Raw genomic sequence first — 19745 nt, 5'->3', positions numbered from 1 at the left:
GAAGTATTCATTTTACAACTAAAAAAATGACCTACAGGGGTGAGTTTTGATTGCAATTCTATGTCACAAAATTGTAGGATACTTACGGATTTTGTGCGTTTTTTGTATTTTCAACAACAACAAATAAGCGGAAAATTCGGTGCTATCCAGACCCCTTCAAAACAAATCACTATTTAGTGGTAATAAAAAAACGGATATCACCAAGGAAAGTTTTTCCCACAACATTATTCCTGTGGGAGACGGAAAGGAATCAAAGCCAGTCAACCTAGATTGGCCGAGGCACCAACTATAAGGAAGAGGCGCGTGATTAAGTTCACTTAGTACACTTGCGCCCAATTTAACTGGAAGGATGTATCTATGGTAAATAGCGAACATAGTGCACAAGGTCTTTATACTCCAGAACTGGAGCATGATGCTTGTGGTATCGGTTTTGTCGCTCACCTGAAGAACCGTAAATCTCATGAAGTGGTTACTCAAGCACTAGATATGCTAGCGCGTATGGAACACCGTGGCGGACAGGGTTGTGACCCTTGCAGTGGTGACGGCGCAGGTATCTTGTTGCAAAAACCGCACGAATTTCTTTTAGAAGAAGCCGTTCAACTTGGTATTAAGTTACCTTCTTTTGAAAAGTATGGCGTTGGTGTCGTACTCTTCCCTAAAGACGAAAACAAACGTGCGCAATGTCGTGACATCCTAGAGCGCAATGCAAAGCGCCTAGAGCTAGAAGTACTGGGCTACCGTGTACTTCCTACTGATAACTCAATGATTGGTGCCGACCCACTGAGTACCGAACCTCAGTTTGAGCACGTTTTCATTTCAGGTGGTCCAAGCACGACACCCGAAGAGCTTGAACGCAAACTGTACGTTTTGCGTAACTACACCGTACGCGTGTGTCTTGAAAGCGTTTCTAACATTGGTGATGACTTTTACATCAACTCAATGTCATACAAAACGTTGGTGTACAAGGGTCAGTTAACCACCGAGCAAGTACCTCAGTACTTCCTTGATCTGCAAAACCCAACGATGGTGACAGCCCTAGCTCTGGTTCACTCGCGTTTCTCTACCAATACATTCCCTAAATGGCGTTTGGCGCAGCTTTCCGTTACATTGCTCATAACGGCGAAATCAATACAGTTCGCGGTAACCTGAACTGGATGAAAGCGCGCGAAGCGATCATCGAATCTGATCTGTTTACTCAGGCAGAGATCGATATGCTTCTTCCTATTTGTCAGGAAGGAAGCTCTGACTCATCGAACTTCGATATGGCCCTAGAACTATTAGTTCTATCAGGCCGTAGCTTGCCTCATGCTCTGATGATGATGATCCCAGAAGCATGGCAAGAAAACAAAACCATGGATCCTACGCGCCGCGCATTCTACCAGTACCATGCAAACATCATGGAACCTTGGGATGGCCCTGCGTCAGTATGTTTTACTGATGGTGTTCAAGTTGGTGCGACACTAGACCGAAACGGCCTTCGCCCTTCTCGCTACACAGTGACAAAAGATGATTTCCTCGTAATGGCGTCTGAGTCTGGTGTAGTAGAAATTGAACCTGAAAACGTAGAATACCGAGGTCGTCTACAGCCCGGTCGTATCTTTGTTGCCGATCTAGAACAAGGTCGAATCATCTCTGACGAAGAGGTGAAAGACACCATAGCGACAGCACAGCCATACGAGAAATGGGTAGAAGAGAACCTTTTAAGCCTGAAGGCACTGCCAGAAGCAGACAACGTTCACAGTCAACCGACTCCTGAGCGTCTACTGCACCGTCAACAAGCATTTGGCTTTAGCTCAGAAGAAGTAAACGAAATCATTGTACCTATGGCAAACGACGGCAAAGAGCCGCTTTCAGCTATGGGTGCGGACTGGCCATTAGCAGTGCTATCTCACCAGTCACAACACCTTTCAAACTACTTTAAGCAGTTGTTCGCGCAGGTAACTAACCCGCCAATCGACCCGATTCGCGAGCGTATGGTTATGTCTCTGAACACTTACATCGGTAAGGATCAGAACCTTCTTGCCGAATCGCCAGTTCACTGTCGTAAAGTAGAGCTTGAGTCACCAGTTATCTCAAATGCCGAGCTAGAAAAGCTACGCGCTATCGATAACGAGCACTTACAAGCAAAAACTCTTGATATCGTTTTCCAAGCAAGTGAAGACGAAGGCAAACTTGAGCGTGCTCTTAAGCGTATTTGCCAATACGCAGAAGACGCAGTCAATGACGGCTACTCAATCATCCTACTGACCGACCGCGCGGTAAACTCTAACCACGCTGCTATCCCTGCGATGCTAGCGGTAGGTGCGGTACACCACCACCTAATCCGCAAAGGTCTACGTGCCAAATGTGGCATTGTGGTTGAAACTGGTGACGCTCGTGAGACACACCACTTCGCCACACTTGTTGGTTACGGTGCTAATGCCATCAACCCTTACTTGGTTACTGAGACTCTTGTTGATCTTCAACGTCGCAAGAAGCTCAACCCAGAGACTTCGGTAGATGTTCTATTTGATAACTACCGCAAAGCGATCAACGGCGGCCTGCTGAAGATCTTTTCTAAAATGGGTATCTCTACACTGCAGTCTTACCACGGTGCACAGATCTTTGAAGCCTTGGGTATCCACAAGTCTGTAGTAGACAAATACTTTACTGGTACCGTTTCACGTATTCAGGGTCTGACTCTAGACGACATCGCCAAAGAAGTGGTGATTCGTCATCGCGTTGGTTACCCAACTCGTGAAATCCCAGTTCAGATGCTAGATGTCGGCGGTGTTTACCAGTGGAAACAGCGCGGTGAAAAACACCTGTTTAACCCAGAAACTATTTCACTGCTGCAACAGTCTACGCGTGAAAAGAACTACGCTCAGTTCAAACAGTACGCTGACGCAGTTGATAAGCAAGGTGACAATGCCGTTACTTTGCGCAGCCAACTTGAGTTTGTGAAAAACCTGCGGGCTCTATTCCTCTGGAAGAAGTAGAACCAATCGAAAGCATTGTTAAGCGTTTCGCAACTGGTGCAATGTCGTTCGGCTCTATCTCATACGAGGCTCACTCAACTCTTGCTGTTGCGATGAACCGTTTAGGCGCCAAGTCTAACTCTGGTGAAGGTGGTGAAGACCCAGCTCGTTTTGAACGCAAAGACAACGGTGACTGGGAACGCTCTGCAATCAAACAGGTTGCTTCGGGTCGTTTCGGTGTTACCTCTTACTACCTAACTAACTCTGACGAAATCCAAATCAAGATGGCTCAGGGTGCAAAACCAGGTGAAGGTGGTCAGCTACCAGGTGACAAAGTTGATGATTGGATCGGTGCAACACGTCACTCTACTCCAGGCGTTGGTCTTATTTCTCCACCGCCACACCACGACATTTACTCAATCGAAGATTTGGCTCAGCTCATCTACGATTTGAAAAATGCCAACCGCGCTGGCCGCGTTAACGTTAAGCTAGTATCGGAAGCGGGTGTAGGTACTATCGCTTCAGGTGTTGCAAAAGCTAAAGCTGACGTGGTTCTTATCGCTGGTTTTGACGGTGGTACTGGTGCTTCACCAATGTCTTCTATCCGTCATACAGGTCTACCTTGGGAACTAGGTCTAGCGGAAACTCACCAGACACTCCTTAAGAACGGCCTGCGTAACCGTATCGTTGTTCAAACTGATGGTCAGATGAAGACGCCGCGTGACCTTGCAGTAGCAACACTACTTGGTGCAGAGGAATGGGGTGTAGCCACAGCGGCATTGGTTGTTGAAGGCTGTATCATGATGCGTAAGTGTCATAAGAACACCTGTCCTGTAGGTATCGCGACTCAGAATAAGACGCTACGTGAGCGTTTCGATGGCCGCGTAGAAGACGTAGTGACCTTCTTCCAGTACATGGCTGAAGGCCTGCGTGAAATCATGGCTGAACTTGGCTTCCGCACTATCGAAGAGATGGTTGGTCAAGGTCAGAAACTCAAGCTTCGCCAAAACATCAACCACTGGAAATACAGAAACCTAGATCTGTCACCAGTACTGCATGTTGAGCAAGCTCGTGCTGAAGATGGCGTATTCAATCAAACAGAGCAAAACCACAACCTTGAAGCCGTACTGGACCGTCAGCTTATCGAAGCCGCTGCTCCTGCGCTAGAACGTGGTGAAGCCGTTGATGCGCAATTCCCAATCATCAACACTGACCGTTCGGCAGGTACCATGCTGTCTAACGAGATCTCTAAAGTATACAAAGACCAAGGCCTACCTAAGCCAATGAACGTGAAGTTCAACGGTTCTGCGGGTCAATCTTTCGGTGCTTTCCTAGCCAAAGGCGTCAAGTTCGAAGTTGAAGGCGATGCTAACGACTACTGGGGTAAAGGCCTATCTGGCGGTACGCTAGTGCTTTACCCAGACGCAAAATCTACGCTGGTCGCAGAAGACAACATTGTTGTGGGCAACGTATGTTTCTACGGTGCAACTTCTGGTGAGTCATTTATCCGAGGCATGGCTGGTGAGCGTTTCTGTGTTCGTAACTCAGGCGCTAAAGTTGTTGTCGAAGGTGTGGGTGACCACGGTTGTGAATACATGACTGGCGGTGCAGCTATCATCTTAGGCTCTACTGGCCGTAACTTCGCTGCTGGTATGAGTGGTGGTGTAGCTTACGTTTGGGATAAATCTGGTGATTTCGAATCTAAACTGAACCCAGAGCTAGTTGACCTAGACCCAATCGAGCAAGAAGACAAAGACTTGCTACGCGATATGCTAACCAAGCATGTTGATTTCACAGGAAGTGACGTTGCGAAAGCCTTCTTAGACAATTTTGAAGCAAGCCTAGCCTCCATGGTTAAGGTTATGCCGCGCGATTACAAAGCGGTACTTCAAAAACGCAAGGCAGATGCAGAACAGAAAGAAGCGGAGGCAGTGTAATGGGTAAGCCTACTGGATTTTTAGAGCATGGCCGTGAACTACCACAAAAGATAGATCCGGCTGAGCGAATCAAGAACAACAAAGAGTTCGTTCTCAACGAAGAATTTGGTGAAAAGATTGGTACTCAGGCTTCGCGCTGTATGGACTGTGGTGTGCCTTTCTGTCACAACGGTTGTCCTATCGGCAACATTATCCCTGAGTTTAACGACGCGGTTTACCGTGATAGTTGGGAAGAAGCGTGGAACATTCTCAGTTCTACCAACAACTTCCCTGAGTTTACTGGCCGCGTCTGTCCTGCTCCATGTGAAAGTGCTTGTGTACTTGGTATTAACCAAGACCCAATCACTATCTGTAACATCGAGAAGACCATAGTGGAAACGGCGTATCGCGAAGGGTACGCCAAACCTAAGACACCTCGTTCTCGCACGGGTAAAACGGTGGCAATCATAGGCTCTGGCCCTGCTGGTCTCGCTGCGGCTGAACAGCTAAACAGCGCGGGTCACTCAGTGACGGTTTACGAACGCGATGAAAAAGTGGGTGGCCTTCTGCGCTTTGGTATCCCAGACTTTAAACTGGGCATGGATATCATTGACCGCAAGATCAACCTAATGGCTGAAGCGGGCGTTGAATTCAAAGTGAACCAACACATTGGTGTCGATATTAACGCTCAGCAGTTGCGTCAAGAGTACGATGTTGTTCTGCTTACTGGTGGTTCAACTGTACCTCGTAATCTTCCAGTTCCCGGTCGTGAACTAAAAGGCGTTCACTTTGCGATGGAGTTCCTTGCGCAAAACAACCGCCGTGCTAACGATATGGATCTGAAAGGTGAAGAAATCCACGCCGCAGGCAAACACGTTGTCGTTATCGGTGGTGGTGATACAGGCTCTGACTGTGTAGGTACTTCAAACCGTCACGGTGCGGAAAGTATCACTCAGGTTGAGATCATGCCTATCCCACCAGAGAAGCGCCCAGCCAATATGCCTTGGCCTCAGTACCCAATGATTCTGCGCACTTCAACGTCTCACGAAGAAGGGGTTGACCGCCACTGGAATATTCTGACTAAAGAGTTTATTGGCAACGAGAAAGGTGAAGTAACCGGTTTACGCCTTGCCGATATCGTGTGGGAAGATGCCAAAGACGGTCAGCGTCCAAGCTTCAAAGAAGTAGAAGGCAGTGAACGTGTTATCCCTTGTGATTTAGCATTCCTAGCCATGGGCTTCCTACACCCAGAACCAACCGGTGTACTCGCTCAATTGGATATTGCTCTTGATGAGCGTGGAAACGTGGCAACTGAAGGGTTTGCAACCAATCAACCGGGCGTATTCGCTGCTGGTGATATGCGTACAGGCCAATCTTTGGTGGTTCGTTGTATCAACGAAGGCCGTGAAAGTGCTCGTGCTATCGATGAATATCTGATGGGTGGTACTAACCTAGAAGCAAAAGCTGACTCTTTGATGTTGTCAGTGTAAAAGACATCCCCGCAAGCCTCGCTATGCTTGCGGGATATGTAAAATATTCAAGTAGCAGAGATGTCGCTTGAGTATAGGAATAATAAATTCCTTCCTTATATTGACCAGCCTTTCGGCTGGTCTTTTTTGTTTACGCACAAACAACGTATACGTTGTTTTTCGCCTTCCCTTTTTCTGATCTCTTCTTCCAATAATCTCGCGGGATATACCCACACTTAAGTATGACATACGGGAATTGGATTCTAATTACTGACCCTTAATTTAACGTATACGTTGATTGGTCCATAACCATTGAACATTATCTCGGGCATACAAAAAAGCTGATGACATATCTATAACAAAGTGGAAGGAGTCCACACCATGCCTAACGTGAAAACCCTGCTATCACTCTCAGTTGTACTTGCGACTGCTATGGGTGTTGCAGCCCCGACCTGTGCCAACACTAAGTTGGTAGTTCAAACCTCAACTCAGTCCGGCGGCTTTTCTTTTCAATATCTAAAAGATCATTGGGTCGACGAGTTGGAAAAACGCTCCAATGGTCGTTTGTCTATTCAACTAATGCCCATTAAATCAGTCATGCCAAGAAACGAGCCCCCCGAAGGGGTTGCTGCTGGTATCCTAGGGGGAGACTTAACCTCTATTGCTTACTTTAGTGGCCGAAGCCCAGCCTTCGCTATTTTGGGGGATCTGATCGGTGGCTATGACTCGCCAAAACAGGTACAGGACTTCTGTCGCAATGGCGGAGGAGCCGAGGCCCTACAAACTGTCTGGGACAAGGTAAAACCGAAATCGATTCACGTCGTCGGTTGTGGCTCTGTTTCAAAAGAAGCCTTGGTTGCCAAAGTTCCTATTCGCACGGTGGAAGAACTAAAAGGGGTAAAAATCCGTTCACCTGAAGGTTTAGCTGCCGCCGTATTTAGCCTAGCTGGCGCAAGTCCGGTAAACATCCCATTCTCAGAAGTATTTACCTCCCTTGAAAAAGGTGTCGTCGATGCAGCTGATGCCTCAGCCTATGTCAACAACGACAGAAATGGCTTCCATCAAATTGCCAAGTACCCAATTTATCCGGGTATCCACTCTATGGCGGTACACCAGTTTACGGTGGGCCAACGCACGTGGAACAAGCTCTCCGATGAGGATAAAACCATCCTCACCGATTGGTATTACGACGCCTATGCTGACTTGCTCAACGCTTTGGATGAAGAAGACAAAAAGCTAGTGCAACGCGACCAATCCGGTAGTGATATAACGGTTGTCGACTGGGCTCAAGAGGAAAGAGACAAGTTCCGTACCATCGCCAAACAGGCTTGGGAGCAAACGGCTGAAAGGTCACCTGAAGCCAGAGTCGCTCTCGACGCTCACTACCAATATATGAAGTCAAAAGGTCTACTTTAATCCGACGACTTTCTGGCAAGAACGCCAAACAACACAGGGGGCGAGCCCCCCTTTCTCCCATCTGGTTAAAGGAAACTTGTGATGAACCAGTCCGGATTTATTCACTGGGCCGGCAGGCTTAGTATGTTTACTGGCAAGATGTGTGGTGTTTTCTATTTCGTCGCCATCATTCTTGCGGTTTTAGAGGTCGTTCTCCGCTACCTCTTCCATGCCCCTACCACATGGAACTTAGAAGTGATCATGGCTTTATGTGGCTCAGCTTGGCTAATCAGTGTTGGTGCCATTACCCAACAGCATAGACACATTACCGTTACCGCTTTGGAGCTCTTGCTTCCCCCTAAAATATGGACTCTTTTCAGAGGCGTCGCGCTGCTATTGAGTATAGTTGCCGTAGGCGGTCTCTTGTGGTCCGTATGGACTCCAGCACTACATAGCTTTGATTACCTAGAACGCTCAGGGAGCGCATTTAATCCACCTTTGCCAAGTTACCTAAAGGTCTTGTTGCTATTTGCCTGCGCTATATACCTTTTGCAGTTGGCCGCAAATTTCATCGCCTTGATTCAAGACATTAAAGAGGACTCAGTATGAGCATCGAAATCATTACACTGCTGATAATTGGTTCTCTGTTTCTATTAATGGCGATCGGTGTACCACTTGGTGCATCAACGCTAATGGTTTCAGTAGGGACGGCATTACTCAACTTTGGCCCCGATGGACTCATCCTAATCTCAAGCAATGTGGTGCATGTTTTTGAAAAACACACCCTAATCGCAGTCCCCTTCTTTGTCTTTATGGCGAATATACTCGAACGCTCTGGTGTGGCGCGAGATTTGTTCAACAGCATGGCCATTCTCGGTGGGCAGATGCGCGGTGGTATTGCGGTGCAAACCGTTGCCGTCAGTGTGGTTCTTGCCGCGATGAGTGGTGTGGTTGGCGGTGAAATCGTTTTGCTCGGATTAATTGCTTTACCGCAGATGTTTCGCCTTGGTTACGATCGCAAACTTTCGATTGGTACCATTGCTGCTTCTGGTTCATTGGCCACCTTAATTCCCCCTAGTGTGGTACTCATCGTCTATGGTGCAGAAGCAGGCGTTTCTGTAAAAGACCTCTTTACTGCTGGTATTGGCCCCGGTTTGCTGTTGGCTTCTCTCTATGTCAGCTACGTACTTGTTCGCTGTCGCCTCAACCTGCTTTAGGGCCGATTTACGACGTTCCCGAAGCCGCATTGCCATTTGCCAAGCGCTTAGTCTATTTAAAAGGGGTGATCTTACCTGTCCTACTAATTGGGTGTGTGCTTGGCGCTATTTATTCCGGTATCGCTACGGTCACTGAATCTGCCGCAATTGGGTGTGTCGGTGCGATTTTGGTCGCGATAGTGAGAAAAGAGCTCAGTGTTCAAGATATACGAGATGCGCTTTGGGCAACAACCGTCACAACAGGGTCTATCGTCTGGTTAATCGTTGGAGCGGTCAGTTTAGTGGGTATCTACAACATTATTGGTGGCACCACTTTTCTCAATGGCCTATTGACCGGATTAGACGTTCATCCATTGGTCGTAATTTTGATTATGATGGCAATCGTCATGGTTTTAGGCACCTTTATGGACTGGATAGCCATAGTGTTTATCACGGTTCCCGTGTTTACCCCTGTGGTTAGCAGCTTAGGTTATGACCCAATTTGGTTTGGCATCTTGTTCGCTATGAACATTCAGATCTACATGCTTTCTCCTCCTTTTGGTCCTGCGTGTTTCTATCTAAAAAGCGTGGCTCCTAAGGATGTCACCCTGCAAGAAATCTTTTTAGCTGTGCTTCCTTTTATTGGTCTTCAACTTATCGGATTAACACTGGTGCTGCTCTTTCCGCAGATCGCCCTTTGGTTGCCCTATTTAGGTAAATAAGGAGTCACTATGAAACTCGACAATCAAAAAGAACCTGAAAACTATTCATTGGGATGGTGGCCTGAAATCGCAGGTGCGATAGCGGTTTCTACCATGCTTTGGTTTCTATTTAGCTATGCACAAGGGATATAGGGACATGTATACGGTTATTGTGCAGTTTAACGTCAAAGCCACGTTTTTTGAGCAATTCAAATCTCTGTTATGCCGCAATGCGGATGCATCGATACAAGAACCGCAGTGTCTGCAATTTGATGTCAGTTGGAGCAAACAGAGCAATGATTTTTTTCTCTACGAGATTTATCAAAACGCAGAAGCCTTTGACCATCACCTTACAACAGAGCACTTTGCTCAGTTTAACGCCGATAGCAAAAACATGGTGTTGGACAAGCAAGTCACCTGTTTCAAAAACAGCTATCAAGCCTGAGGAGTAAAGGCTTATGAACACATTTACCATTGCAGTGATGCCGGGCGACGGTATAGGGAAAGAAGTAACCCCACCAGCAGTTGAACTTGTTAAACAAGCAGCACATCAGTTTGAGGTTCGTCTAGATGTTGAAACTATCGCAGCAGGTGCAGAGTTCTACGCGAAAACCGGAGACGCCTTCCCAAAAGAACACTACCAACAAGCAGCAAGCGCAGATGCTATTTACCTCTCAGCCATGGGTCGTCCCGATATCCGTTACCCAGATGGCACCGAGATTGGGCCGCAACACGATTTGCGCAAAGGCCTAAATTTATATGCTGGTGTAAGACCTTGTAAAACCTTCGACGGTCTACCTCTTCCTCTAGTGGATGAGCGCAGTAAAAAACTTGATTTCGTTATCGTTCGAGAATCCACTGAAGGATTATTTGCTTTTCCTCGGGGTCATGAACTCGACGACGACGAATCTGCGCACAACCTACTTAAAATAACCAAAACCACCAGCCAGAAATTGTTTGATTACAGCTTCAAGCTTGCCCAGAAGCGGTTTCAGCAAGGTCGTGGCCACAACTTGGTGACTCATATCGACAAGGCCAACGTGCTCTCATCTCAGCATAGAGCGAGGGAGTGGTTTGATCAGGTTGCCAGCCGATTTAGTGAAGTAAACTCGAACCATCAATATGTCGACTTTGCGGCCTTAGATATGGTTCGTCGTCCTTGGGTCTTTGATGTCATGCCGACGGAAAATCAGTATGGCGATATTCTTTCCGATATCGCCGCTGGACTAATGGGAGGCATGGGAATGGCGCCCTCTGCAGAAATCGGTGACAACCACGCTGTCTTTCAACCTTGTCATGGCTCTGCACCTGACATTATGGGACAGGGGAAAGCAAACCCGACGGCAATGATCCTCTCTGGAGCCATGATGTTGGATTACCTCGGCGACAAGCACCAATTACACGCTCTCAGTCTTGCGGCGGCAAAACTCGAAAGCGCTGTAGAACAGGCCTATGCCAAAGAGCGCTTACTGCCTTATGAGTTAGGGGGTAATTCAGGCTTGGCCGAAGTGACTGACGCCGTCGCCAAATACTTAGTGTAAATAACAGAGATAAACCCGCCGTGCGAAGGAGTTATTCGACATAAAGTACGGCAGGTTTTAAATTTAAAATGATACGGCCAAGTATGAAGAAGAACCTCACAAATTATGCTTACGAGGAACTAAGAAGCAGAGTCCTCTCTAACCAATTACTCGTCGGGCACTACTATTTAGAGCAGAAGCTCGCCGATCAGATTAAGGTTTCTCGCACTCCCCTTCGAGAGGCATGCATACGCTTAGTGGAAGAAGGCTTGGTAGATATCATCCCGCGCAAAGGCATCTACATCCGTCCCATTTCGATCAAAGAGCTTCAAGAGATTTATGAAGTGATCGCAGGTTTAGAGCTTCAATCGTTAAGTTTACTGACGGCCCAACATTGCCAAGGCGAAGTTTGGTATCAGATGGCGCGACATGTTAAAGGGCTAAACAAGCTCTATCCACCAATAACAAGCAAGCATGGTTGGAACACGATACTGGGTTTCACCACGCCTTACTCAGATTGTCGGGCAATCAAACCCTATTAGAGTTAACCCAAAAACTTTTGGATAAATCACATCGGATACGATTACTGACGCTTAATGCGCGCCCGATTCCAGAGGCTTCCACTCAAGAACATACGGCGACCTACCAAGCTTTGGCAAAGGGAGATTTTCCCACTGCTATTGAGATCCACTCAAGCCACAGAAAGCGTTCCTCTTCTGAACTGATTGAGTTACTCAACAAGATTACAGGCCTTATCGAAACTAAAGACAGAGAAGCTTCCCAACCCTATGGAAAGCGGTATCTAACCACATAATTAGGAGGGCACCATGAAAATTGGGGTCATCGCTGACGACTATACTGGCGCGACTGACGCAGCTAGTTTTATCGTCAAAAACGGATTGCCTACCGTGCAATTTAACCAAGTACCTAATACTCCACTTGGCAACGACAAACACCAAGCCGTCGTCATAGGGTTAAAAACCCGCTCATGTGAGACGTCAATTGCAATCGAGCAGTCAATCAATGCTTGTCGATGGTTATTGGATAACGGTTGCCAGCGAATTTACTTTAAATACTGCTCCACTTTCGATAGCACCAAACAAGGGAACATAGGCCCTGTTATTGACGCGCTAATGGAGTATCTAAATGTCAAACACACCTTGCTATGCCCTGCCTTGCCTATCAATGGCAGGACAGTTTACCAAGGGCACCTATTTGTTTATGACCAACTACTCAATGAATCCGGTATGAAAAATCACCCATTAACGCCAATGCGTGATTGCAACCTTGTCCGCCTTACAGAAGCGCAATCCAAGGGAGCAGCGGTCAGTGTGAGTTACCCGTTTTTATCAGACAAACAGACCCTAGCTGCACAGATGGAGCAAGTAAAGCAATCGACTGACCGATATATCCTATGTGATGCACTTGATGAGCATCACCTCCACCTATGGGGCGAAATTGCCAGTATTGATAAATTAGCCACTGGAGGATCCGGACTTGTTGGTGCAATAGCCAAACACCTCAGTGCTTCTCTTGAAGCCTCTACCGAGATATTTACTGCTCCTAAGTCGGGCAAAGGCATCGTATTAAGCGGTTCTTGTTCGCTGATGACCAATCAACAAGTGAACCACTACTCCAAACTTGCCCCGTCGTACGCGTTAGATGTTGAGCGATGTATCAAAGATGCATTCTACGCCAAAGAAGTGATTGAATGGGTTATGGCCAATAGCAGTCAAACCTACTTCCCTATGGTATACGCCACGGTCGATTCTAAACGACTGCGAGATGTTCAGAAAAAATGGGGAAAAGTCGCTTCAGAGGCGGTAGAGAATGTGTTTTCTGATTTAGTAAAAGAGCTAAAGGAGCTAGGTTTTAATCAGTTTATCACGGCGGGAGGAGAAACCTCTGGCACGGTGACTCAAGCTCTAGAGATCAATTCAATGGAGATAGGGGCAGAGATAGCACCCGGTGTGCCGTGGGTTAGAACACTGGATCACCACTACTACCTTGCTCTTAAGTCAGGTAACTTCGGGCAGGAGACCTTTTTCCTGCAAGCGCAGGAGATAAGCTAGGTGGATAAATATCAACAGCAACGCAAAGAGATGGTGCACTATGGATACTCTTTGTATCAAAGGGGACATGCGACCGGAGGAGCGGGTAACCTTTCCATAAAACTAAATGAAAACCTAATCTTAGCCACACCAACAGGGGCGTGCTTAGGGGAGCTTACCGAGAGCACACTTTCTCTTGTCACACTTGACGGAGAGTGGATAGACGGCAATAAACCTTCTAAAGAGGTTGATTTTCATCGCGCCATTTATAAGACCAAACCCAGTTACCAAGGCATCGTTCATTTGCACAGTACCTATCTCACTGCGCTTTCATGCCAAACCAATTTAGATAAGAGTAACGCACTACAGGCTTTTACTCCCTACTACGTCATGCGCGTTGGCGCATTACCAAGTATTCCTTATTTTAGGCCAGGTCACCCAAGCATTGCTGATCACTTGTGTCGACTCGCTGGCAACCACAAGGCCATCCTGATGGCCAATCACGGGGTTACGGTAATGGGAAATAGCTTTAAAGAAGCGATTTACAATTTTGAGGAGTTGGAAGAAACCGCCAAACTCAGTTTTATTTTGCCAGCGGCTAATACTCGGTACCTAAGCAAAAACGAAGTCTCAGAGCTTAAAACAGGCGATTAACTCTCTACGGCACAAGTCACTTTCCTTGTGCCGATAGTTAAGATTTTTGCAGCTCGATCCCCTTATTTCCATCAAAAGCATAAAACTAAATAAATTTTCACTCTTGACCTCAAGCACATTTAACAATACATTTCTCTATCTGCTAATAATTATCATTACCAAAAAGCACAAAAACTTCTCTTTACCATAAATGAGATAACATTCATTGATTTGAATCTAATTTACCGCCGAACAGGCGAGATCTAAGTCACACAAACGCTTGCTATACGCATCTGAGCGTGATAATTATTGGTTCTATTTGCTTAGAACGAAACGGACTCGTTCAGATAAAACGGAAGGCTTCGGCACAGATACTCGGGTATTTTCTCTGTGAAACCCCAAGAGTACAGACATAAATGCCGAAGGAAGCCGCAGTAGTACACTGCAAGCAATCAAGGGAATGATCGAATGAATCAGGAATATCGCTCGCTGTATGATCGCGAGCATGAGCACTCGAGCTGTGGGGTGGGTTTCGTCACCGATAAAACAGGCGAGCAAACTCATGAACTGCTTTCTATAGCTCATCAAGCTTTATGTACAATCCCTCACCGCGGGGGAATGAACGCAGAAGGAATCGGTGATGGTGCCGGTGTCAACATCGACCTTTCGGTTAACTTCTATCGTTATTTACTTAAAGACTCTTCATTAGAGAAGGGCAACTTTGGCGTTGCAAACTTCTTTTTCCCGTTCGATACGACTCAGTTCGACCGAACCAAGCAACTTATTGAAGATACTCTTGGCCAGTTTGGTCTCGCTATCAAACTGTGGCGAGAAGTACCGGTTCATACCGACGCGGTCAATGACGCTTCTGCGAAAGTTCAACAGGTCATCCAACAAGTTGTATTTATCAATCAGCAAACGGGTCGCAATGAAGAGCGATTTGAACAAGATATTAACTTAGCGCTTGGCGAGTTAGAGTCCGTAGGCTTTACTCAAGACGAACTGCACGGCTTTTATCCACTTTCGATGAGCTCTCGTACCCAAGTGTACAAAGGGCGACTGAACTCTTGGGAAGTGGTGCCTTACTTTGGCGATTTGACTCATAAAGAGCACCAGATCACTACCTTGTTTTTCCACACCCGTTTTTCCACCAACACCGCTCCAGCTACAATGATGGCGCAGCCGTTCCGCCGTATGGCACACAATGGTGAGTTAAACACGGATAAGAAAAACCGCCTTAGCGAAGATGCGATTGCGCGTCAGCAACACAAAAAGGTGATCTTTCCGAAAGGACAATCCGACTCTGCGCGTTTAGACCAAACGTTAGCCAGACGTGTAGTCGAAGATGATATGGATATCGTGACCGCGGTGTTGGCAATGATGCCACCAGCGTGGGAAAACGATAAAAACCTCTCGTCCGAAGTTCGCGCTATGCTGGAATACTTCAGCCTATCAGAAGAGAAAAACGACGGCCCTGCCGCTCTGATTTTCTCTGACGGACAAAAAGTTGGTGCAAGACTCGACCGTTTGGGTCTTCGACCACTGCGCAGCGTAGAAACAGAACGCTACTTAGCAGTAATGAGTGAAGCTGGTCAGATTGATTTTCCAGCAGAAGATGTCATTCGCCTAGGCCGTATTCAGGCTGGCGGTATGATCTACTTCGACCATGGAACAGGTAAGAGCTACGAAACCAACGAAGTATTGGAAATGCTCGCCAAAGAGCGCAACTATCAAGCACTGCTTGATAAGGCACGTATCACACTCAACGATTTAGAACCTGTCTCCATCGATGCAGTTACTGCAAACGATGCCTTTAGTTCTTACAGCCGCCATGTGGCTTACTCTCTCAACCAAGAGAGTTTTAAATTTTTCCTAGACCCAATGTTAGAGAGCGGTGCAGAAAAGATCACTGCAATGGGCTTTGGCCTAGCGCCAAACGTGCTGACCGACGAAGAAGGCGGCATGTCTAAGTACTTCTCTCAACGTTTTGCTCAGGTGACGAACCCGCCTCTCGATTCCATGCGTGAATCAGATGGTATGACTCTGCGAGTCGCATTAGGTGCAAAACCAAACTTTAGCGACCAAGACACGGTTCAACTTGTACTGCGTTCTCCAATTTTGCAGCCGCAAGAACTAGAGCAAATTTTTGCCCAAGACAGAATCCATGTAGAAGTCTTTGATGCCCTCTACTCTCCGACATTGAACAGTCGTGAAGATAATGCCAAGCGCGTTTCCGATGCCATTCAATCATTGTGTGATCAAGTAGAAGCTGCGGCGGAAAAACATCCGGTATTATCGTCCTCAGTGACAAGCAGATTGGTAAAGACAAAGCAGCGCTTCCCGCTGTACTAGTCGCCACCGCAGTCAACCAAAGACTGATCAAAAAAGGCCTGAGATTTAACACCAGTATCGTCTACCAAACGGGTCAAGCCGCGAGTTCGCACGACATCGCTTGTCTGCTTGGTTTTGGCGCTTCAGCAGTGTGTCCGCTTTCGGTCTTCCATCGCGCCAAAACACTGTCGAATAACCAAGATGTTGAGTCTGGATTGAACAACTTCCAGAAAGCGTGTGAAAAATCTTTGATGAAGACCATGGGTAAATTTGGTCTTTGTACGGCTGAAAGTTACATCGGTGGTGAGTTCTTTGAATCTAACTTCCTCGATACCGATTCGGAGTGTTTAAAAGACTACTTCCCGAACATCAGCTCTCCCGTAGGGGGCGCTCAGTTTGAGGATTTGGCGTGGAACTCAGCCAAGTGGCACTTTAAAGCCCTAGCCATCAACGAAGAAAACCAGATCCCATTACTTGGTCTATTTAAAGAGCGTCAAGACGGGGCTGGACACAGCTTCGGTAACACTGCGGTTCGAGAGTACATCAATATGACTCAAGAGCCAGTGAAGTACATCGAAGACGATCGAGCGGAACAAGCATTAGAAGCGGCAGTTGTTACTGAGCGAGACATAGAATACAAACAGCGCGGCTATGAGAAGCTTACCAACGAGCAGATCGATAGCTTTGGTATTACACCTTCGTACCGCGCATTTACCGCAAACCTTTACGAAGAGCGTGAATCACGCCCAGCGGCGCTACGCGACATCTTGTTACTGCCACTCGACTTTGGTGCAGCGGCTTCAGCAGATGCATTCTCAGCGCTGCTTGATCGCTTCCACTTCCAAGGTAATGTCGACTATGTTTGGGCTGGTCTATCGGTAACAGAAAGTACTGAGTATCAAGACTTATTCGAGCTTAAACTCGACAACTCTGAGGTGTTGAGTTCTCTGCGTATCGCGATTGAAACGACTTGGAAAGAAAAGGTGAATGCCGTTTCCCAACAAGGAGATGTGCTCAACCTAGATGCCAAACCTGTACTGGCGAACTTCCTGCGCCGAGTTAAAGCAGCGGCGCGCCCTATCGACATAGAGCAGGTAGAACCCGCTCATCTTATCACGCCAACATTTGCGTCTGGTGCCATGAGTCACGGTGCTCTTAACTCAAATGCGCATATGGCGGTAGCTCAGGGAACAAATATCGCAGGCGCCATGAGTAACTCTGGTGAGGGTGGCGAACACTCCACTCGTTTTAACTCCATTAAGTCGAGCAAAATCAAACAATTTGCATCGGGTCGATTTGGCGTGTGGGTTGGTTATCTCGCCGATCCGCAGTTGCAAGAGATCGAAATAAAGATCGCACAAGGTGCAAAACCCGGTGAAGGTGGTCAGTTGCCATCACCTAAAGTCACCGTTGAAATTGCCGCGGCTCGTGGTGGTACTCCGGGCGTTGAACTGGTGAGCCCCCCTCCTCATCACGACACCTACTCCATTGAAGACTTGGGGCAGTTGATACACGACGCCAAAGCGGCACGTGTAAAAGTGATTGTAAAGCTGGTGTCATCAGAAGGTATAGGTACTATCGCCGTTGGTGTTGCGAAAGCAGGAGCCGATGTGATTAACGTCGCCGGCAACACTGGTGGTACAGGTGCTGCAGCAGTAACCAGTTTGAAAAACACCGGACGAGCCGCAGAAATCGGTATCGCCGAGGTGCATCAAGCACTAAGTGAAAACGGATTGCGTGAAAAAGTCACACTGCGCTGTTCTAACGCTCACCAAACCGGAATCGATGTCATCAAATCTGCCATCATGGGTGGCGACTCGTTTGAGTTTGGTACTACAGCACTCATGATGCTGAAATGCGTTATGGCGAAGAACTGTAACGTCAAATGTCCTGCGGGCCTAACCACTAACCCAGAACTATACCAAGGCGATCCTAGAGCGCTATCTCAGTATTTCCTTAACGTCGCTCACGAAGTTCGCGAGATCCTAGCAAAGCTTGGGTACCCGTCACTAAAAGACATTCGCGGCCGAACAGAGCTACTTCATCTAGCGAATCACCACAGTATCGTTGGTCGCTTAAATGTGACGGGCTTGCTCGCCCAAGTTGAAGAAGTGAAAATTGCCAAACCCGTCTACTTGGAAGCGGATTTCACTCCAGACGACAAATTGATCGAAGCGCTTATGGCGGACTATTTTGAGTCTGAACAGAAGAACATCGTTCTTGATGGTGGCAAGTTAAACAACCGCAATAAATCTACTGGCGGCCAGTTATCTATCGATATCGAACGCAGTTTGAACTACAAAGGCGTTGCAAAATCGCACCCGTCCGTTTACACCGCGGCAAATGGCCGACGTTATCTCGACGGCGAGTCTATTGTGGTAAAAACTAATGGTAGCGCGGGTCAAAGTTACGCAGCCTTTAACAACAGTGGCTTGTTAATGGAACACACGGGCACCTGTAACGACGGTGTGGGTAAAGGCTCTAGTGGAGGTCATATTGTTGTTCGCTCTCCGAATGCCAAAGCACTGTCGGAAGGTTCCAATGTACTGATTGGCAACTTTGCCTTATTCGGTGCTACGGGCGGACAGACTTTTGTCGAAGGTGAAGCCGGTGACCGTTTCGCCGTTCGAAACTCCGGCGCTGTAGCCGTGGTAGAAGGTGTGGGTGATTTCTGCTGTGAATACATGACCAATGGTTCAGTTATCAACCTTGGCGGTTACGGTAAAGGCTTTGGTAATGGTATGTCCGGTGGTGTGGCTTACCAGTACGACTTAGACGGTAGTTTTAGTGCAAGTTGTAGTAAAGATTCCGTACTGACTCTGCCACTTATCGAACACAACCCCGGTTATGAAGAGGCACTTAAGTGGCACTTAGAACAGCATGTGCGCTTTACTGGCTCTGCCAAAGCCGCTGAGATCCTCGCCGATTGGCCAACAAACAGAACCCTGTTCACACTGGTACTTCCATTAGCGCTGACTCAAAGCCAGCACCCTGAGAGTATTCTTGCTACCCACAATCGCAAGAAGATGCTTGAGGAGCTGATTCAAGGTGAAGCAAACCGACTGATAGAAAATGTGCATTTCGCGTATCGAGATGGCTTACCACTTTCCGGTGGATTAAGCCCTCAGTACGGCGAAATGGATACCCCTCTTATTTGCGACTTACTCACGCAAAGTGGTGTGTTACATCGCGCTCACGAGCTTGCCAAAGGTCAGGATGCCTTGGTTAAGCAAATGTTTGAGTTTAGAGAGAAGAAACTACTCGATGTCATCTTAAAAGACGTCAAAGAAGCTATTTCAAACTATAAAGACGAAGAGCTATCAGTCCTACTTGCTCACAAGCGAGTTCAGGATTACAAAACTTCTCTAGCAAGACGTGATGTTTGGGATACTCATTCTCGTGGCACCTCAGTTTGGATCATTGCCCGTGAACAGGAGATCGCTAAACAACTGGTTGATATCGAGCCCGTGAATCAGAGAATGGCAACCATTTACTGCCACACATTTGCAGATGTGATTCGCGCGGATATCGAACAAGAGAAGCGCAACGAACAAGAAGCCCAAACAGCTGCCTAGG

14 protein-coding genes and 1 pseudogene are annotated in these 19745 nt (G+C 47.3%); all 15 read left to right on the top strand.

Annotated features, from left to right (window positions below):
* Positions 1-357 precede the first annotated feature (357 nt).
* A pseudogene (gene gltB / locus BLO31_RS00665) lies at positions 358-4894 on the top strand (glutamate synthase large subunit).
* A complete protein-coding gene (locus BLO31_RS00660) occupies positions 4894-6363 on the top strand; it encodes a glutamate synthase subunit beta (protein ID WP_070962375.1) in 1470 nt (489 codons plus the stop codon). The pseudogene gltB and the gene BLO31_RS00660 overlap by 1 nt, the downstream one beginning before the upstream one ends.
* Positions 6364-6723: 360 nt before the next feature.
* Positions 6724-7758 (top strand): TRAP transporter substrate-binding protein DctP, encoded by a 1035-nt coding sequence (dctP, locus tag BLO31_RS00655; RefSeq protein ID WP_070962373.1) that lies wholly within the window; start codon positions 6724-6726, stop codon positions 7756-7758.
* Between the two features lie 81 nt (positions 7759-7839).
* Positions 7840-8346 (top strand): TRAP transporter small permease subunit, encoded by a 507-nt coding sequence (locus BLO31_RS00650; protein ID WP_070962371.1) that lies wholly within the window; start codon positions 7840-7842, stop codon positions 8344-8346.
* Complete coding sequence (locus BLO31_RS24775) at positions 8343-8954, top strand: TRAP transporter large permease subunit (protein ID WP_217495091.1); 612 nt, start codon at positions 8343-8345, stop codon at positions 8952-8954. The genes BLO31_RS00650 and BLO31_RS24775 overlap by 4 nt, the downstream gene beginning before the upstream one ends.
* A gap of 29 nt (positions 8955-8983) precedes the next feature.
* Positions 8984-9655 (top strand): TRAP transporter large permease subunit, encoded by a 672-nt coding sequence (locus BLO31_RS24770; protein ID WP_217495090.1) that lies wholly within the window; start codon positions 8984-8986, stop codon positions 9653-9655.
* Between the two features lie 9 nt (positions 9656-9664).
* Entirely contained in the window at positions 9665-9787 is a 123-nt protein-coding gene (locus tag BLO31_RS24765) for a hypothetical protein (protein ID WP_281182195.1), read from the top strand.
* 4 nt (positions 9788-9791) lie between these two features.
* Entirely contained in the window at positions 9792-10079 is a 288-nt protein-coding gene (locus BLO31_RS00640) for a putative quinol monooxygenase (RefSeq protein ID WP_070962369.1), read from the top strand.
* 13 nt (positions 10080-10092) lie between these two features.
* The gene (locus BLO31_RS00635; protein WP_070962368.1) at positions 10093-11175 is read left to right on the top strand and encodes an isocitrate/isopropylmalate dehydrogenase family protein; all 1083 of its coding nucleotides are present in this window, start codon (positions 10093-10095) and stop codon (positions 11173-11175) included.
* A gap of 83 nt (positions 11176-11258) precedes the next feature.
* Entirely contained in the window at positions 11259-11696 is a 438-nt protein-coding gene (locus tag BLO31_RS22920) for a GntR family transcriptional regulator (protein WP_175443149.1), read from the top strand.
* Positions 11633-11968 carry an FCD domain-containing protein gene (locus BLO31_RS22915; RefSeq protein WP_084659569.1) on the top strand — a complete coding sequence of 112 codons (336 nt, stop codon included), beginning with the start codon at positions 11633-11635 and terminating at the stop codon, positions 11966-11968. Before BLO31_RS22920 ends, BLO31_RS22915 begins: the two co-directional genes overlap by 64 nt.
* 13 nt (positions 11969-11981) lie before the next feature.
* Positions 11982-13226, top strand: a complete 1245-nt coding sequence (gene otnK, locus BLO31_RS00625) for a 3-oxo-tetronate kinase (protein WP_070962366.1) — start codon at positions 11982-11984, stop codon at positions 13224-13226.
* Positions 13227-13859, top strand: a complete 633-nt coding sequence (gene otnC / locus BLO31_RS00620) for a 3-oxo-tetronate 4-phosphate decarboxylase (protein WP_281182194.1) — start codon at positions 13227-13229, stop codon at positions 13857-13859.
* Between the two features lie 447 nt (positions 13860-14306).
* Positions 14307-16190, top strand: coding sequence for a glutamate synthase central domain-containing protein (locus BLO31_RS24760; RefSeq protein WP_217495089.1), 1884 nt, complete (start codon positions 14307-14309; stop codon positions 16188-16190).
* Positions 16130-19744 carry a glutamate synthase-related protein gene (locus BLO31_RS24755; RefSeq protein WP_342668952.1) on the top strand — a complete coding sequence of 1205 codons (3615 nt, stop codon included), beginning with the start codon at positions 16130-16132 and terminating at the stop codon, positions 19742-19744. Before BLO31_RS24760 ends, BLO31_RS24755 begins: the two co-directional genes overlap by 61 nt.
* Position 19745 lies beyond the last annotated feature (1 nt).

This window comes from Vibrio sonorensis (assembly GCF_001854765.1).
In the GTDB taxonomy this organism is placed as follows: Bacteria; Pseudomonadota; Gammaproteobacteria; order Enterobacterales; family Vibrionaceae; genus Vibrio; species Vibrio sonorensis.
Note: the sequence above shows the minus strand (reverse complement) of the source record. Positions and strands in the feature narration are given on the sequence as shown.

Excerpts from the sequence above, each read along its gene's own strand:
- BLO31_RS00660 (WP_070962375.1), top strand. The coding sequence starts at position 4,894 with ATGGGTAAGCCTACTGGATTTTTAGAGCATGGCCGTGAACTACCACAA.
- dctP (WP_070962373.1), top strand. The coding sequence starts at position 6,724 with ATGCCTAACGTGAAAACCCTGCTATCACTCTCAGTTGTACTTGCGACT.
- BLO31_RS00650 (WP_070962371.1), top strand. The coding sequence starts at position 7,840 with ATGAACCAGTCCGGATTTATTCACTGGGCCGGCAGGCTTAGTATGTTT.
- BLO31_RS24775 (WP_217495091.1), top strand. The coding sequence starts at position 8,343 with ATGAGCATCGAAATCATTACACTGCTGATAATTGGTTCTCTGTTTCTA.
- BLO31_RS24765 (WP_281182195.1), top strand. The coding sequence starts at position 9,665 with ATGAAACTCGACAATCAAAAAGAACCTGAAAACTATTCATTGGGATGG.
- BLO31_RS00640 (WP_070962369.1), top strand. The coding sequence starts at position 9,792 with ATGTATACGGTTATTGTGCAGTTTAACGTCAAAGCCACGTTTTTTGAG.
- BLO31_RS00635 (WP_070962368.1), top strand. The coding sequence starts at position 10,093 with ATGAACACATTTACCATTGCAGTGATGCCGGGCGACGGTATAGGGAAA.
- BLO31_RS22920 (WP_175443149.1), top strand. The coding sequence starts at position 11,259 with ATGAAGAAGAACCTCACAAATTATGCTTACGAGGAACTAAGAAGCAGA.
- otnK (WP_070962366.1), top strand. The coding sequence starts at position 11,982 with ATGAAAATTGGGGTCATCGCTGACGACTATACTGGCGCGACTGACGCA.
- BLO31_RS24760 (WP_217495089.1), top strand. The coding sequence starts at position 14,307 with ATGAATCAGGAATATCGCTCGCTGTATGATCGCGAGCATGAGCACTCG.